Below are 14,773 nucleotides of genomic sequence, written 5' to 3' on the forward strand. Positions count from 1 at the left end.
TACAAAGAGGTTGTTATGCTGTCGCGTCGGGGTCATCGGTTAAGCCGCTTTCGTAAAAATAAACGCCATTTGCGCGATCGCCTGCGTCAACGAATCTTTTTCAGAGACAGAGTGGTGCCTGAATTGATGGAAAAACCAAGAGTGCTGGTACTGACGGGGGCGGGAATCTCCGCTGAGTCAGGAATCCGAACATTCCGCGCGGCGGATGGTCTCTGGGAAGAACATCGGGTCGAGGACGTTGCGACTCCGGAAGGATTTAGTCGAAACCCGGAACTGGTTCAGTCGTTTTATAACGCCCGTCGCCATCAGTTGCAGCAGCCAGAAATCCAGCCTAATGCGGCGCATATCGCGCTGGCAAAACTCGAAGCCGAGCTGGGCGACCGTTTTTTACTGGTGACGCAGAACATTGATAACCTGCATGAACGTGCAGGCAGCCAGAACGTTATCCATATGCACGGCGAACTGCTGAAGGTTCGCTGTTCGCAAAGCGGGCAGATCCTGGAGTGGACGGGTGATGTGACCCCGGAAGATAAATGTCATTGCTGCCAGTTTCCTGCGCCGCTAAGACCGCACGTGGTGTGGTTTGGTGAAATGCCGCTGGGCATGGATGAAATTTATATGGCGCTGGCAATGGCGGATGTGTTTATTGCCATTGGCACATCGGGCCATGTTTATCCGGCTGCGGGTTTTGTGCATGAGGCAAGACTGCACGGGGCGCATACGGTAGAGCTCAATCTCGAGCCGAGCCAGGTGGGAAGCGAATTTGAAGAGAAGTATTACGGTCCGGCAAGCCAGGTGGTGCCTGAGTTTGTTGAGAAGTTATTGAAAGGACTGTAACGGCTATCCGGGCAATATTGCTTAAGTTTGTACAAGCTGGCGGTCCTCACGCAGGGCCGCCATAATCAAAAATCCTGCGATGTAAAAACAACAGATCAGCGCTAACGCGCTCAGCCACACGGGCAGCCGGGTAATGTAGACGAGGCTGCACGAGATAATCACCAGAATAATTCCGGTATACATGGGGTGCGCAATCCAGGCAAAAATACCGCGCGTAACCCGTTTGGCGCTGGGTAAATAGTAGCCTGTCCACGTGTGGCTTTCACCTAAATCCCATTTTCCTTTGATGACCAGCGCGTTACCGACGATCGCCAGAATGAGACATCCCCACTCCACCGGGCCAATCTGATGATTGAAAAACAGGCTGTAGCCAAAAACCAGGATCGGTATTAAAAAAGTGAGTCGTAGCAGGCGGGTTGCGGTGATGGGCAGCAAAGGACGAGCGTTTACCGGCTGTTTACGAGGGAGGATCACCAGCGTAAATACGATCAGATTAGCCAATTCAAGTATCAGCCAGAGCGTTGCCATTGGAAGCCTCAGAAGCCGACCTGGAATACTGTAAGCATAGCCAGAAACTGGAGAGCGGGAGTCAGTCGAAAGACGTAAAAGTCGGGTTGGCAGGTAGCAACCCGGCGCAGCGAGGCCTGCCGGGTTGCACGAGTATTAGCGTCCTGCTTTCAGCTTCTGATAATACTCTTCATAGATAGCGCTGGCGGAACCCACATCGTTCTGCCATTCCCCTTTGTTGATGGTTTCTGCGTCAGGGTAGAGCGTTTTATCATTCGCGACTTCAGGACTTAACAGCTTACGCGCTGCCAGGTTTGGCGTCGGATAACCAATAGTTTCCGCAACTTCTTTCGCCACGTCCGGGCGCAGCAGGAAGTTAATCAGCTTCAGCGCACCTTCTTTGTTTTTGGCGTTAGCCGGTATAGAAAGGCTGTCCATCCAGAAAATGCCACCTTCTTTTGGCCATACCACTTCCAGTGGAGTACCCGCCTGGCGCGCCACATACGCGGAGCCGTTCCACACCATTCCCAGATTAACTTCGCCTTCCATATACGGGTTGGCCGGGTTGTCAGAGTTAAACGCCGCGACGTTAGGCATCAGCTTCTTCAACTCGTTATAGGCGGCTTCAATCTCTTTAGGGGCGGTGGTATTGCCGGAATATCCCAGTTTGCGCAGCGCCATCTGGAACACTTCACGCGCATCATCCGTTAACAACAGGCTGCCTTTGTACTCCGGTTTCCACAGATCGGCCCAACTGGTTACGGTTTTCGGGTCGATGGCATCGCTGTTAACGCCAATGGCCGTCGCACCCCAGATATACGGGATGGAGTAGTCATTGTTCGGGTCAAACGGCTTATTGAGCATTTCCGGGTCGAGGTTGTGGAAGTTGGTTAACGTCGACTTGTCGATCTTCTGGATCATGCCTTCTTTGCGCATTTTGTCGACATAATAGGTGGACGGTACCACCAGATCGTATGCGCCGTCTTTATAGGTTTTGAGCTTGGCGTACATGGTTTCATTCGACTCGTAGGTCGAATAGATAACCTTAATGCCGGTCTCTTTGGTGAACTGCTCCAGCAGCCCTGGCGGGACATACTCGGTCCAGTTATAGAAATAGAGCGTGTTGTTGTCATTCGCGTGAGCGGCGCTCATGCCCAGTGCCAGAGCACCCGCCGCGAGCAGGTGGCGTGACCATTTTTTCATCATTTAACGTCCCCTGAATTAAGGGCCTTAGCGGCCCTTGGTTTTATCACGTGCAATAAGCTGGCTGGCGATCACCATAACCAGCGACAGAACCAACAAAATGGTCGCCAGCGCGTTCACCTCTGGTGATACGCCGACCTTAACCATCGAGTAGATTTTTAATGGCAGAATTTCATAACCCGGCCCGGTAACGAAGGACGAAACGACGACATCATCCATCGACAACGTAAAGCTCAGTAGCCAGCCTGCAGCTACGGCAGGCATAGCCAGTGGTAGTATGATCTTGCGCAGAATAGTCACTTCACTGGCGCCGAGATCTTTGGCCGCCTCAAGCATGCGTACATCAAAACCTTTCAGGCGTGAGTAAACCGTCACCACCACAAAAGGCAGACAAAAAGTGATATGCGAGAACAGCAGCGACCAGAAACCGAGCTGAATACCGATCAGCATAAACAGCACCAGTAAAGAAATCGCCATCACGATATCCGGCGACATCATCACCACGAACAGCATGCCGCTGACAAACGGTTTGCCACGAAAGCGGTAGCGGTACAGTGCGACCGCTGTAAGTGAGCCGATCAGCGTGGCGAACGTGGCGGAGAGCACCGCCATCGTCAGCGAGTGCTGCGCCGCCTGCAGCAGACTGTCGTTATTCATCAGCAGGCCGTACCATTTGGTGGTGAAACCCTGCCAGTTGATACCAAAGCGCGAGCTGTTAAAGGAGTTCACAATCAAGATAATGATTGGAATATACAGATACGCGTAGATAGCGGTCATAAAACCGCCGCGAAGCAGTCGACCGATCATTCGAGTTCCACCTTCTTGTTCAGCAAGCGGGAGGCGCGCCAGTAGATCAGCAGCATCAGACCCATCACGATGGTCAGGGTAATACTGGTGGCGGCACCGAACGGCCAGTCGCGGATGTTCAGGAACTGAACTTTAATCACGTTGCCAATCAGCAAGTTTTTTGCTCCGCCCATTAGGTCGGAAACGTAAAACAGGCCCATTGCGGGCAGCATAACCAGCAGGCATCCGGCGATAATCCCCGGCATCGTCAACGGAATAATGATGCGGGTAAAAGTCTGAAGTTTACTGGCGCCTAAATCGCGTGCGGCTTCCAGCAGCGGTTTATCGAGCTTTTCAATGCTGGAATAGAGCGGCATCACCATAAACGGCAGCAGAATGTACACCAGCCCGATAATCACTGCGCTGGGGGTAAACATGATGCGAATGGGAGTATCAATAACGCCAAGCCACAACAGAAACTCGTTGAGATAGCCTTTGGTGCTGAGAAAAATTTTGAGTCCGTAGATGCGAATAAGCGAGTTGGTCCAGAACGGAACAATCAGCAGGAACAGCAGCAATGGGCGCACTTTTTCCGGCAGTTTCACCAAAAACCAGGCAAACGGATAACCGAGAACCAGACAGGCGAACGTGGCAATCAGCGCCATATTGAGGGAGTGAACCAGCACCTCAAAATAGAGCGGATCGAGCAGGCGCGTATAGTTTTCCAGCGTAAAGACCATTTTGACGAAATTGGCGTCGTCGCGGGTCAAAAAGCTGGTGCCGATGATCATCAGGTTGGGCAGAAAGACAAATAACACAAGCCAACCGACAATGGTGACAATCACCACACTCTGGAATTTACTTGTGTTCTTCATCAGCCAGTACGACCTCCCAGCTTTCTACCCAGTTAATCGCCATTTTCTGGTCGAGAGAGTGGTCAAAGTCAGGGTCGTCTTCGTTGAAGAATTCACTGACCATCACCATCTTGCCATTTTCCAGTTCCACAACCGACTCCAGCGTCATGCCTTTGTAGTTGCGTTCACGCACGTAGCCGATCAAGCCTTCGATATGATTATCATCGTTGATTTCATCAACGCGCAAGTCTTCTGGTCGTAACAGAACGTGCAGCTTCTGCCCGGGAATCACCGCAAAGTTAACATAAATATTGCACTCGCGGCCTTCAACGTTAGCACGAACACGCTGTTCGTCCAGACGTTCTATCACCGTGGCGTTAAACATATTGATCTCGCCGATAAATCCGGCGACGAACAGATTTTTCGGCTCTTCGTAGATTTCGCGCGGCGTACCGTCCTGCTCAATCTTACCATCGCGCATCACCACGATGCGATCTGACATGGTCAGCGCTTCTTCCTGATCGTGTGTGACAAAGACAAAAGTGATACCCAGCTTACGCTGCAGCGCTTTCAGTTCGTTCTGCATCTGCTTACGCAGTTTGTAGTCCAGCGCAGAGAGGGATTCATCTAACAGGAGTAAGCGGGGTTTGTTGACCACAGCTCGGGCTATCGCTACGCGCTGCTGCTGTCCACCGGAGAGTTGATGCGGTTTTCGCTGGGCGAACTCTTCCAGTTGCACCATGCGTAGAGCTTCGGTAACGCGGGGAGAAATGTCGGCTGCGGGCGTTTTTTGCATGCGTAAGCCAAAAGCCACATTCTCAAACACGGTCATGTGGGGAAATAAGGCATAGCTTTGGAAGACGGTGTTCACGTAGCGGTTTTCCGCAGGAACGTGAGTGATGTCCTGGTTGTCCAACATAATATGACCGGAATCAACTGTTTCCAGGCCGGCTATCAGGCGAAGAACGGTTGTTTTACCGCAGCCAGAGGGGCCGAGCAGCGTGAGAAACTCGCCATTATTGATGGTCAAATCCAGGCTGGAAATCACCTCTTTGCCATCGAAACTTTTGCGAATTCCCGCTAATTGCACCAGTGGAGAAAGCGAACGCGGTTGTTTATTCAATTTTTTACTCTGTCCCATGTAAACGCAACGGATGGCTGACCGATGCGGGGTTTGTGGTTAACCACCTTGATGACTCTTAATGAGGGCCGTTATTCTACGGCAAACCATGGTAATCGCCAATCCTTGTTGCTAATTACTGACTTAGCCCTATAGTCAGAGGGGATGTCAGGGCGAAATATTCTCATTTGCGGGGATAAAAGTGACCTGACGCAATATTTGTCTTTTGTTGCTTATTGATAATGTTGTCACAAAAAGTGAGGGTGACTGCATGGATAAACTACTTGAGCGTTTTTTACACTACGTGTCGCTGGACACCCAATCAAAATCGGGCGTGCGGCAGGTACCCAGCACCGAAGGACAGTGGAAGTTATTACAACTGCTCAAACAACAGCTCGAAGAGATGGGGCTGGTTAATATTTCACTGAGCGAAAAGGGGACGCTGATGGCGACGCTGCCCGCTAACGTTGCTGGCAATATTCCCGCGATCGGCTTTATTTCCCATGTGGATACCTCACCGGATTTCAGCGGTAAAAACGTTAATCCGCAAATCGTTGAAAACTATCGCGGCGGCGATATTGCGTTAGGCATTGGTGATGAAGTTTTGTCGCCGGTGATGTTTCCGGTACTGCATCAACTTCTGGGCCAGACGCTGATCACCACAGACGGTAAAACCCTGCTGGGCGCAGATGATAAAGCAGGCGTGGCGGAAATCATGACCGCGTTGGCTGTGCTTATCCAAAAAGATATTCCGCACGGTGATATCCGCGTGGCCTTTACGCCAGACGAAGAGGTCGGCAAAGGGGCGAAGCATTTTGACGTTGCGGCATTCGATGCGCAGTGGGCCTACACCGTTGATGGCGGTGGCGTAGGGGAGCTGGAGTTTGAAAACTTCAACGCCGCGTCGGTTAATATAAAAATTGTCGGCAACAATGTGCATCCCGGTACCGCAAAAGGGGTGATGGTGAATGCGCTGTCGCTGGCGGCGCGTATTCATGCGGAAGTTCCGGCAGACGAAAGCCCGGAGACGACGGAAGGCTACGAAGGCTTCTATCACCTGGCGAGCATGAAAGGGACGGTTGATCGGGCGGATATGCACTACATCATCCGTGATTTTGACCGCAAGCAGTTTGAAGCGCGTAAACGCAAGATCATGGATATTGCCAAAAAGGTCGGCAAAGGGTTACACCCGGACTGCTATATCGAACTGGTGATTGAAGACAGCTACTACAATATGCGCGAAAAAGTGATTGAGCATCCACACGTTCTGGATATCGCCCAAAAGGCGATGCGCGATTGCGATATTGAACCGGTGCTGAAACCCATTCGTGGCGGCACTGACGGCGCGCAGCTGTCGTTCATGGGTTTACCGTGTCCGAATCTGTTCACCGGCGGCTACAACTATCATGGTAAGCATGAGTTTGTAACCCTGGAAGGAATGGAAAAGGCGGTGCAGGTGATTGTGCGTATTGCGCAGCTCACCGCGAAGCAGCAGTAAATTTCTCGGTAGATGCCGGATGGCGCTTGGCCATCCGGCACGGAATATTTCATTCGGGTAGGCCTGATAAGACGCGTAGCGTCGCATCAGGCACTGTCCGCATTATCCTTCGAAGAACCAGTACCCGCTGTTGACCAGCGCGGCAAGCATGGCAAGGAAAGACGGATCTTCCAGCGCATCCTCAAAATTCTCAGCTGTCAGCACAATATGGCTGGCCAGCGCTTCCAGGGCAGGACGATGCGGCGAATCAATTTTCTCACCGTTGGCGTAGACGTCGTCGCCAATACGCAATACGCGCAACCCACCCAGACGCACTAATACATCCCCTTGCTTCAGGGCATCGTAAATTTCGTCTGGCTGATAGGGTGGCTCCGGCGGAGCAATATCCAGCTCATGACGAGACTGAGAGATAAACTCGCCAAACCACTGCTGGAAATGTTCCGGCTGATTAATCAGACCGAGCATCATTTCGCGCAGCTTGTCCATCTCCTGCGGCAGAACGTCAGCCGGGTGATCGCGCGGCGGCAGGTCAGGATCGCTGTAATACGTGCTGCCCAATTCACGTTGCAAAACGTAATCGGCGAATCCGCTGATCAGCTCGCGAGTGTTTGGCGCGCGAAAACCGACCGAATAGTTCATCGCATTTTCCAGCGCATAGCCTTCGTGCGGGAATCCTGGTGGAATATACAGGATATCGCCGGGTTCCAGCTCTTCATCAATGATGGCTTCAAACGGGTCGACCTGCAGCAGGTCCGGATGAGGGCAGTGCTGCTTCAACTGCAGTTTTTCGCCCACGCGCCAGCGACGACGTCCGGTTCCCTGAATGATAAACACATCGTACTGATCCAAATGTGGGCCAACGCCGCCGCCGGGTACGGAGAAGGAGATCATCAGATCGTCGATGCGCCAGTCCGGCAGTTCGCGAAACGGGCGCATCAGCGCGGCGGTTGGCTCATGCCAGTGATTGACCGCCTGCACCAACAATGACCAGTTGTTCTCGCCGAGATGATCATAGCTTTCGAACGGACCGTGGCTCACCTGCCATTTACCGTCCTGGTGGCTGACGAGTCGGCTGTCGACTTCGCTTTCCATCGCCAGTCCAGCCAGTTCGTCAGGAGAGAGTGGATCAATAAAGTTGTTAAACCCGCGTTTTAAGACCACCGGGCGTTTCTGCCAGTGACGTTCAAGAAAATCGGGCCAGTTAAGTGTGAGTTGGTATTCCATAATGAGCATCCCGCAGGCTGGTATCTGCAACCGATTATAACGGATACTTAACCTCAAGCGTGAAGTCAGTACATATTTATTACATGCGACGATTACTCGTCTTTCTGACCTGGCTGCTGACGGCCAAAAATAACTTCCATACGCGCGCCACCCAGCAGGCTGTCGCCTGCAATAATCTGTCCGTCATACTGCTCGGTGATTTCTCTCGCCACCGCCAGGCCGACGCCTTGTCCGGGACGTAGCGTATCTACGCGTTGTCCACGGTCAAACACCACTTCCCGTTTGCTTTGCGGAATACCGGGGCCATCATCTTCAACCAGAATATGCAGTTGATCCTCAGACAGTTGCGCTGAAATCTCGACAAACTCCAGACAGTATTTACAGGCGTTATCCAGCACGTTACCCATTACTTCGACAAAGTCGTTCTGCTCGCCCACAAAACTGATTTCGGGTGAGATATCGAGATTAATGTTAACGCCTTTACGCTGATACACTTTATTCAGTGCCGAGGTGAGTTTATCCAGTAACGGCGCGACCGGATGCAGTTCGCGGCTGAGCAGGGCGCTGCTGCCACGCATACTGGCGCGATGCAGGTAATAGCCTATCTGTTGCGAAATACGGCTGATTTGTTCCAGCATAATGGGTTCTGCATCGCTCACGTTCATTTTTTCATTACGCATTGAGCGGAGCGTACTTTGCAAAACTGCCAGCGGTGTTTTCAGGCTGTGGGTGAGGTCCGTTAATGTGGTGCGGTATTTGTCGTAGCGCTCGCGTTCGCTTTTTAAAAGCCGATTAAGATTGCGGACCAGGCTGGTCAGTTCGCGCGTCGTGGCGGGGTTTAGCATCTCACGATGATGTTCCTCAAGTTCACGGACTTCACGCGCCAGCGATTCAATAGGTCGTAGGCTCCACCAGGCGGCCACCCATAACAGCGGAATGACCAGCAACAGATTGGCGACCAGCACATAAATAAACCAGCTCCAGACCATATACGAGCGTTTTAGCTCAATAGGAATGGTGTCGACAACCACAATAGTCAGTTGCGGCATTCTGGCGGTGGCGGGATAGACGTTCACTGCTACCGAGTGGGTCATTTCGGCATCGTCGTCATCTTCTCTGACTTCTTTTAACTGCTGCTGAGCAGAGTGATCTTCGCCCAGTAAGGTGCTGGTGGCGTCTACATTGGCTTCAATTTCATGAAAGCCGTTCGTTTTTAGCCAGTCCGGTTGGATACTTTGCGTCAGCCAGGGAACATTGCGCTGCGCCCACAACAACTCACCACTTTCGTTATAGATCAGTGACATTGTTGGGCTTTGCATATCGAGATTCTCAGGCAGCTCGATGTTTATCTTGCCGTTCTCCCACTTTGCCAGGGTATAGAACAGATTACTTTCTCCCCGTAGCAGACGGAATGTTGTCTTATCAAAGCTGACGCTATAGCCCACAAGGGCAACCATGCCGTAGGCCAGCGAAAGCACCAACACCACGCCTGCGGTTGCCAGTAAAAAGCGCAACCGCAGCGATAATGGAAAAAAATGACGCAATAATTTATTCATTAGCGCAGTTCAAAAAGATATCCCTGGCCACGCACGGTGGTGATGACATCATCCGGGTATTGCGCCTGAATTTTTTTACGCAAACGGCCCATCAAAACATCAATGGTGTGACTTTCACGCAGCTCGGCATCCGGATAAAGCTGCAGCATGAGCGAATCTTTACTCACCACTTTGCCATTATTACGGATGAGCGTTTCCATAATGGTGTATTCAAACGCCGTGAGCTTGATAACTTCATCATTGACGGATAACTCGCGGCGAGAGAGGTCCACCTGAAAAGGCGGAAGGGAGATAATTTGCGATGCCAGACCGCTGTTGCGACGCATCAGTGCCTGCATGCGCGCAGCCACTTCTTCAATGTGAAACGGTTTGGTGACGTAATCATCAGCGCCGGCGCTGAGTACTTCCACCTTGTCCTGCCAGCCTTCACGCGCGGTTAACACCAGAATCGGCAGCGAAACTTCATTACTGCGCCAGCGGCGGATCAAGGATAAACCGTCTTCATCGGGGAGTCCTAAATCAACGATCGCGATATCCGGCAAATGTTCATTCAGATAATAGTCCGCTTCCTTCGCATCTTCTGCATCATCCACCTGATGCCCTAAATCCTGTAACTGAACCTTGAGGTGGTGGCGTAATAAAGCATTATCCTCGACGACCAATACGCGCATCATCTTTTCTCCCTAAAATAACGGTATGAATAGTTTAACGCTGATTATGTGGCTGTGGGGATAAACATTTAATAAACCGCGGGAAGGGATAATGTTCCGGGCGATAAAAAGCCGGAGGCGCTGACGCTTTTCCGGCTTGCATACGACATAAACTGATGGCCGGAACAGGCGCAATTGCCCTCCGGCGTATTACAGATTACTTAAGTTCATCAACCATTGTGACGGCGCGACCAATGTAATTGGCTGGCGTCATTGCTTTCAGGCGCGTTTTCTCGTCTTCCGGCAAAGCCAGACCGTCGATAAACTGCTTCATACCTTCGGCGTCAACGCGTTTACCGCGGGTCAGTTCTTTCAGTTTCTCGTATGGTTTTTCAATACCATAGCGACGCATCACGGTCTGGATTGGCTCAGCCAGAACTTCCCAGTTATGGTCCAGTTCATCCAGCAGATGATCGCGGTTCACTTCCAGTTTGCTCACACCCTTCAGCGTGGACTGATAGGCGATCAGCGCATAGCCAATACCGACGCCCAGGTTGCGCAAAACGGTAGAGTCCGTCAGGTCACGCTGCCAGCGGGAAACCGGCAGTTTGCTCGCCAGATGCTGCAGTACCGCGTTAGACAGCCCCAGATTTCCTTCGGAGTTTTCGAAATCGATTGGGTTCACCTTGTGCGGCATAGTGGAGGAACCAATTTCACCCGCGATGGTTTTCTGTTTGAAATGGTTCAGCGCCACGTAACCCCAGACATCGCGGTCGAAGTCGATCAGGATGGTGTTGAAACGGGCGATGCAATCAAACAGCTCGGCAATGTAGTCGTGCGGCTCGATCTGAGTCGTGTATGGGTTCCACTGGATACCCAGCGAGGTGACAAACTCCTCGCTGAACTGATGCCAGTCTACTTCCGGGTAAGCGGCAATGTGGGCGTTATAGTTACCCACGGCACCGTTGATTTTACCAAGAATTTCAACCTGGTTGAGCTGGCGATACTGGCGCTCCATACGGTAAGCCACGTTAGCCATTTCTTTGCCCAGCGTTGACGGGGTGGCTGGCTGACCATGGGTACGGGAGAGCAGGGGAATATCGCGATATTGTACGGACAGATCTTTCACCGCGTCGATAAGCTTACGCCAGTACGGCAGAACCACTTCGTCACGGGCAGTTTTCAGCATCAGCGCGTGAGACAGGTTGTTGATGTCTTCTGAGGTACACGCGAAGTGGATGAACTCGGAAACGGCGTGCAGTTCCGGGATATCCGCCACTTTCTCTTTCAGGAAATACTCAACTGCCTTCACGTCATGGTTAGTCGTACGCTCAATGGTTTTGATGCGCGCTGCATCTTCTTCATTGAAGTTAGCGACGATCGCATCAAGGAAACCGATTGCGTCGGCAGCAAAAGCAGGAACTTCCTTGATCGCTGCGTGCGCGGCCAGTTTTTGCAGCCAGCGTACTTCAACCTGTACACGGAATTTCAGCAAACCGTATTCGCTGAAAATCCCGCGCAGCGCGCTGACTTTATCGCCGTAGCGTCCATCGACAGGGGAAACGGCGGTCAGTGAGGATAATTCCATAGATCACAACTCCGGGGTTAAATGAGCAAGAATTTTTTTTGCCTGAGTCGTCAGGCGATTACGAGAAAACATGAGTTGCAGACGGCCTCCACCAACCTGATGCCAGAGCACGGCAGCACGGATGCCAGCCAGCAGCGAAGCGCGTACTTTAGCCTGAACCTGTGGGCTCTGAAGGATTGCCGGGGAGCCCGTAACCTGAATACGCGGGCCGAGTGGGCTGATGACGTCAACATAAATGCCTGCCATCGCACTCATCAACGTTTCAGACTGCAAGTCAAAATGGTCCAGCTGGCGCTGCAAACCGTTGATACGGTCTCCCAGCGTGTCCATAGCGCCTTTAGCGGCTGACAGCTTACGCTCCAGCACCATCAGGCTTAACGTGTAGCGGGTGAGTTCCGCGTTCAGCCCCTGACGACTACTGGCATTGAGCACGCCGAGCATCGTTTCCAGACCTAAACGCAGGTTGGCCTCGCTACCGCCAAACACGCCCAGCGTAGAGCTGGGATTCATGTCGATGACACTGTTCAGTGAAACGTGTAATGCATCGGCATCACAATGCCCCTGGTGCGCCAGTTCTTGTACCAGGCGTGCCGACTGGCAAATACCTGCCAGGGCGAGGGTGATGTCATAATAATTCTTTGCCACGTTCACTGCTTCCTTGTATCAGATGTGTAAGTAATTATACCGGCAGAGGCAATCGTTGTTCGATAATGCCGCCGCCGAGGCACACTTCACCATTGTAAAAGACAGCCGACTGACCCGGCGTTACCGCCGCGACTGGCTCGTCGAAAATGACTTCAATACGCTCAGCATCCAGCGCTTTAACGGTGCACGGAATATCGGTCTGACGATAGCGGGTTTTCACCGTGCAGCGCATTGTTCCGGTGAACGGTTCGCGATCAACCCAATGCAGCTGTTGTGCCACCAGGCCGACGGACATCAGGCGCGGGTGTTCATGACCCTGAGCAACCACCAGAATGTTGTTCTCAACGTCTTTATCCACCACATACCACGGATCTTCCGTACCTTCTTTCGTCCCACCAATGCCCAGACCTTTACGCTGACCCAGAGTGTGGTACATCAACCCCTGATGCTGGCCAATTTCTTCGCCATCAACGGTGATAATCTTGCCTGGCTGAGCCGGCAGGTAACGGCCGAGAAACTCGCGGAACTTACGTTCGCCGATGAAGCAGATACCGGTGGAGTCTTTTTTCTTGGCCGTAATCAGACCGAGGTCTTCGGCAATTTTACGCACCTGTGGTTTTTCCAGTTCACCTACCGGGAACAGGCTTTGCGCGATTTGCTCATGGCCGAGCGTGTAGAGGAAATAGCTCTGGTCCTTGTTGCCATCCAGCCCACGCAGCAGGCGGCTTTTGCCGTCGACGTCGGCGCGGCGCACGTAGTGACCGGTGGCGATGTAATCGGCACCTAAATCTTCGGCGGCAAACTCGAGGAAGGCTTTAAACTTGATCTCTTTATTGCACAGAATATCCGGGTTCGGCGTACGGCCCGCTTTGTACTCTTCAAGGAACAGTTCAAAGACGTTGTCCCAGTATTCTGCGGCAAAGTTGACGGTATGCAGTTCAATGCCGAGTTTGTCACAGACCGCCTGCGCATCCGCAAGATCGGCAGCCGCTGTGCAATATTCCTCGCCATCGTCCTCTTCCCAGTTCTTCATGAACAGGCCTTCTACCTGATAACCCTGTTGTTGCAACAGCCAGGCAGAAACGGAGGAATCGACACCGCCGGACATGCCGACGATCACTTTTTTTGGGCTTTCAGACATAGGAATACTCACGACATTGAACTTCAAGGCGGCATATTCTAGCACGCAGCCCTTTACTTGACACCCTCTGTAAACGGCCAGTTAAATTCGCCAATCATCGCCAGTGGATAGCGCTGTCCGCTCTGATAACAGAGAATGCTCTCGGCAACCAGCGGCGAGCGCAGGTTTGGTGCTGAAAGAATCTCTTCCGCGCTGACCCAGCGACAGCAATCTATATCGCTGTCATGAGGTTCAGTAGCGCACATATTGGCAAGCTCGATAGAAAACAGAAAACGTAAAAAGGGCGTTTTGTCTGGCGCAATCCATTGATGCATTCGAATGAAATGTTGTGGCTGTGCTTTGATACCTGTCTCTTCCCACAGCTCGCGAGCGGCGGCTTGCACTAAAGTTTCATCCGCTTCCAGGTGCCCGGCAGGTTGATTCCACAGGGCTTTGCCATTGATTGTTTCCTCAACGACTAAAAATTTGTCTTCTGCATGCACAATGCAGGCGACCGTAACGTGTGGTTTGAACATACCGGTTCCTTATTCAGTTAGTTGCATCCCGCCACTCGCCATTGGCGAGATTGTCCAGCGTGTAATCTCCCATGGCATAGCGGATAAGGCGCAGCGTAGGAAATCCAACATGTGCTGTCATACGACGTACCTGGCGATTGCGGCCTTCATATAAAGTCACTTTCAGCCAACGGGTGGGGATATTTTTCCTCTCCCGAATAGGCGGGTTTCTCGGCCATAGCCATGTGGGTTCTTCTACCACCTCAATGCCAGCAGGCAGCGTGGGGCCATCATTGAGCGTAACGCCAGTGCGCAGGGCTTCCAGCGCTTCGGGCGTAGGTTCTCCCTCAACCTGAACGTAATAAATCTTCCCCGTGCGCTTGCCGGGTTGCGTTAACCGCGCCTGCAGCGCGCCGTCATTGGTCAGCACCAAAAGACCTTCACTGTCTCGATCGAGTCGACCAGCGGCATAGATTCCTGGTACGGGAATAAAATCTTTTAACGTGCTTCTGCCTGCCTCGTCAGTAAATTGTGGCAAAACATCGTAGGGTTTATTGAACAAAACCACGCGTTTTGGCTGGTTTTCTTTACGCTGCTTAGTGACTTGTCGTGAGCTGAATCGCTCAACCCGGTGATTTCTAAAAGAAGTTTTTTGCATGGTATTTTCAGA

General features: G+C 52.1%; 15 protein-coding genes. 2 read left to right on the forward strand and 13 right to left on the reverse strand.

The window, feature by feature from the left end; genetic code table 11:
* The first annotated feature begins 15 nt into the window (after positions 1 to 15).
* Positions 16 to 837 (forward strand): Sir2 family NAD+-dependent deacetylase, encoded by an 822-nt coding sequence (cobB, locus tag OGV94_RS23960; protein ID WP_003832281.1) that lies wholly within the window; start codon positions 16 to 18, stop codon positions 835 to 837.
* 21 nt (positions 838 to 858) lie between these two features.
* On the opposite strand, the gene OGV94_RS23965 is transcribed toward cobB, so the two are convergent.
* The 5 genes from OGV94_RS23965 to potA all read right to left on the reverse strand — a co-directional run bounded on the left by OGV94_RS23965 (position 859) and on the right by potA (position 5,328).
* Entirely contained in the window at positions 859 to 1,365 is a 507-nt protein-coding gene (locus OGV94_RS23965; protein ID WP_047412000.1) for a methyltransferase family protein, read from the reverse strand.
* A gap of 135 nt (positions 1,366 to 1,500) precedes the next feature.
* The gene (gene potD / locus OGV94_RS23970) at positions 1,501 to 2,547 is read right to left on the reverse strand and encodes a spermidine/putrescine ABC transporter substrate-binding protein PotD (RefSeq protein WP_250672238.1); all 1,047 of its coding nucleotides are present in this window, start codon (positions 2,545 to 2,547) and stop codon (positions 1,501 to 1,503) included.
* A gap of 27 nt (positions 2,548 to 2,574) precedes the next feature.
* Positions 2,575 to 3,354 (reverse strand): spermidine/putrescine ABC transporter permease PotC, encoded by a 780-nt coding sequence (gene potC / locus OGV94_RS23975; RefSeq protein WP_003030794.1) that lies wholly within the window; start codon positions 3,352 to 3,354, stop codon positions 2,575 to 2,577.
* The gene (potB, locus tag OGV94_RS23980; RefSeq protein WP_043015988.1) at positions 3,351 to 4,208 is read right to left on the reverse strand and encodes a spermidine/putrescine ABC transporter permease PotB; all 858 of its coding nucleotides are present in this window, start codon (positions 4,206 to 4,208) and stop codon (positions 3,351 to 3,353) included. Before potB ends, potC begins: the two co-directional genes overlap by 4 nt.
* Positions 4,192 to 5,328 carry a spermidine/putrescine ABC transporter ATP-binding protein PotA gene (gene potA, locus OGV94_RS23985; protein WP_043015989.1) on the reverse strand — a complete coding sequence of 379 codons (1,137 nt, stop codon included), beginning with the start codon at positions 5,326 to 5,328 and terminating at the stop codon, positions 4,192 to 4,194. Before potA ends, potB begins: the two co-directional genes overlap by 17 nt.
* Positions 5,329 to 5,578: 250 nt before the next feature.
* Between potA and pepT the strand changes: the two genes are divergently transcribed.
* Positions 5,579 to 6,805: a peptidase T gene (gene pepT, locus OGV94_RS23990; protein WP_043015990.1), complete on the forward strand. Its 1,227-nt coding sequence runs from the start codon at positions 5,579 to 5,581 to the stop codon at positions 6,803 to 6,805.
* A 102-nt stretch (positions 6,806 to 6,907) separates the two neighbouring features.
* Here pepT and roxA read toward each other — a convergent pair whose 3' ends face one another.
* The 8 genes from roxA to rluE all read right to left on the reverse strand — a co-directional run bounded on the left by roxA (position 6,908) and on the right by rluE (position 14,761).
* Complete coding sequence (gene roxA / locus OGV94_RS23995; RefSeq protein WP_003030786.1) at positions 6,908 to 8,029, reverse strand: [50S ribosomal protein L16]-arginine 3-hydroxylase; 1,122 nt, start codon at positions 8,027 to 8,029, stop codon at positions 6,908 to 6,910.
* Positions 8,030 to 8,121: 92 nt separating this feature from the next.
* Positions 8,122 to 9,585 carry a two-component system sensor histidine kinase PhoQ gene (phoQ, locus tag OGV94_RS24000; RefSeq protein ID WP_043015991.1) on the reverse strand — a complete coding sequence of 488 codons (1,464 nt, stop codon included), beginning with the start codon at positions 9,583 to 9,585 and terminating at the stop codon, positions 8,122 to 8,124.
* A complete protein-coding gene (gene phoP / locus OGV94_RS24005) occupies positions 9,585 to 10,256 on the reverse strand; it encodes a two-component system response regulator PhoP (protein ID WP_003846709.1) in 672 nt (223 codons plus the stop codon). Before phoP ends, phoQ begins: the two co-directional genes overlap by 1 nt.
* 196 nt (positions 10,257 to 10,452) lie before the next feature.
* Complete coding sequence (gene purB / locus OGV94_RS24010; RefSeq protein ID WP_016153410.1) at positions 10,453 to 11,823, reverse strand: adenylosuccinate lyase; 1,371 nt, start codon at positions 11,821 to 11,823, stop codon at positions 10,453 to 10,455.
* A gap of 3 nt (positions 11,824 to 11,826) precedes the next feature.
* The gene (gene hflD, locus OGV94_RS24015; RefSeq protein WP_286524582.1) at positions 11,827 to 12,468 is read right to left on the reverse strand and encodes a high frequency lysogenization protein HflD; all 642 of its coding nucleotides are present in this window, start codon (positions 12,466 to 12,468) and stop codon (positions 11,827 to 11,829) included.
* Between the two features lie 34 nt (positions 12,469 to 12,502).
* On the reverse strand, positions 12,503 to 13,609 hold the full coding sequence (gene mnmA, locus OGV94_RS24020) for a tRNA 2-thiouridine(34) synthase MnmA (RefSeq protein WP_003832402.1): 1,107 nt from the start codon (positions 13,607 to 13,609) through the stop codon (positions 12,503 to 12,505).
* Between the two features lie 53 nt (positions 13,610 to 13,662).
* Positions 13,663 to 14,124 carry an NUDIX hydrolase gene (locus OGV94_RS24025; protein ID WP_043015993.1) on the reverse strand — a complete coding sequence of 154 codons (462 nt, stop codon included), beginning with the start codon at positions 14,122 to 14,124 and terminating at the stop codon, positions 13,663 to 13,665.
* A gap of 13 nt (positions 14,125 to 14,137) precedes the next feature.
* Positions 14,138 to 14,761 carry a 23S rRNA pseudouridine(2457) synthase RluE gene (gene rluE / locus OGV94_RS24030; protein ID WP_043015994.1) on the reverse strand — a complete coding sequence of 208 codons (624 nt, stop codon included), beginning with the start codon at positions 14,759 to 14,761 and terminating at the stop codon, positions 14,138 to 14,140.
* Between the last annotated feature and the right edge of the window lie 12 nt (positions 14,762 to 14,773).

The organism is Citrobacter sp. Ce006 (assembly GCF_030336535.1).
Taxonomy (GTDB): domain Bacteria; phylum Pseudomonadota; class Gammaproteobacteria; order Enterobacterales; family Enterobacteriaceae; genus Citrobacter; species Citrobacter europaeus.

Bases quoted from the DNA above. Each gene is read 5' to 3' on its own strand.
- cobB (WP_003832281.1), top strand. From the start codon at position 16: ATGCTGTCGCGTCGGGGTCATCGGTTAAGCCGCTTTCGTAAAAATAAA.
- OGV94_RS23965 (WP_047412000.1), bottom strand. From the start codon at position 1,365: ATGGCAACGCTCTGGCTGATACTTGAATTGGCTAATCTGATCGTATTT.
- potD (WP_250672238.1), bottom strand. From the start codon at position 2,547: ATGAAAAAATGGTCACGCCACCTGCTCGCGGCGGGTGCTCTGGCACTG.
- potC (WP_003030794.1), bottom strand. From the start codon at position 3,354: ATGATCGGTCGACTGCTTCGCGGCGGTTTTATGACCGCTATCTACGCG.
- potB (WP_043015988.1), bottom strand. From the start codon at position 4,208: ATGAAGAACACAAGTAAATTCCAGAGTGTGGTGATTGTCACCATTGTC.
- potA (WP_043015989.1), bottom strand. From the start codon at position 5,328: ATGGGACAGAGTAAAAAATTGAATAAACAACCGCGTTCGCTTTCTCCA.
- pepT (WP_043015990.1), top strand. From the start codon at position 5,579: ATGGATAAACTACTTGAGCGTTTTTTACACTACGTGTCGCTGGACACC.
- roxA (WP_003030786.1), bottom strand. From the start codon at position 8,029: ATGGAATACCAACTCACACTTAACTGGCCCGATTTTCTTGAACGTCAC.
- phoQ (WP_043015991.1), bottom strand. From the start codon at position 9,585: ATGAATAAATTATTGCGTCATTTTTTTCCATTATCGCTGCGGTTGCGC.
- phoP (WP_003846709.1), bottom strand. From the start codon at position 10,256: ATGCGCGTATTGGTCGTCGAGGATAATGCTTTATTACGCCACCACCTC.
- purB (WP_016153410.1), bottom strand. From the start codon at position 11,823: ATGGAATTATCCTCACTGACCGCCGTTTCCCCTGTCGATGGACGCTAC.
- mnmA (WP_003832402.1), bottom strand. From the start codon at position 13,609: ATGTCTGAAAGCCCAAAAAAAGTGATCGTCGGCATGTCCGGCGGTGTC.
- OGV94_RS24025 (WP_043015993.1), bottom strand. From the start codon at position 14,124: ATGTTCAAACCACACGTTACGGTCGCCTGCATTGTGCATGCAGAAGAC.
- rluE (WP_043015994.1), bottom strand. From the start codon at position 14,761: ATGCAAAAAACTTCTTTTAGAAATCACCGGGTTGAGCGATTCAGCTCA.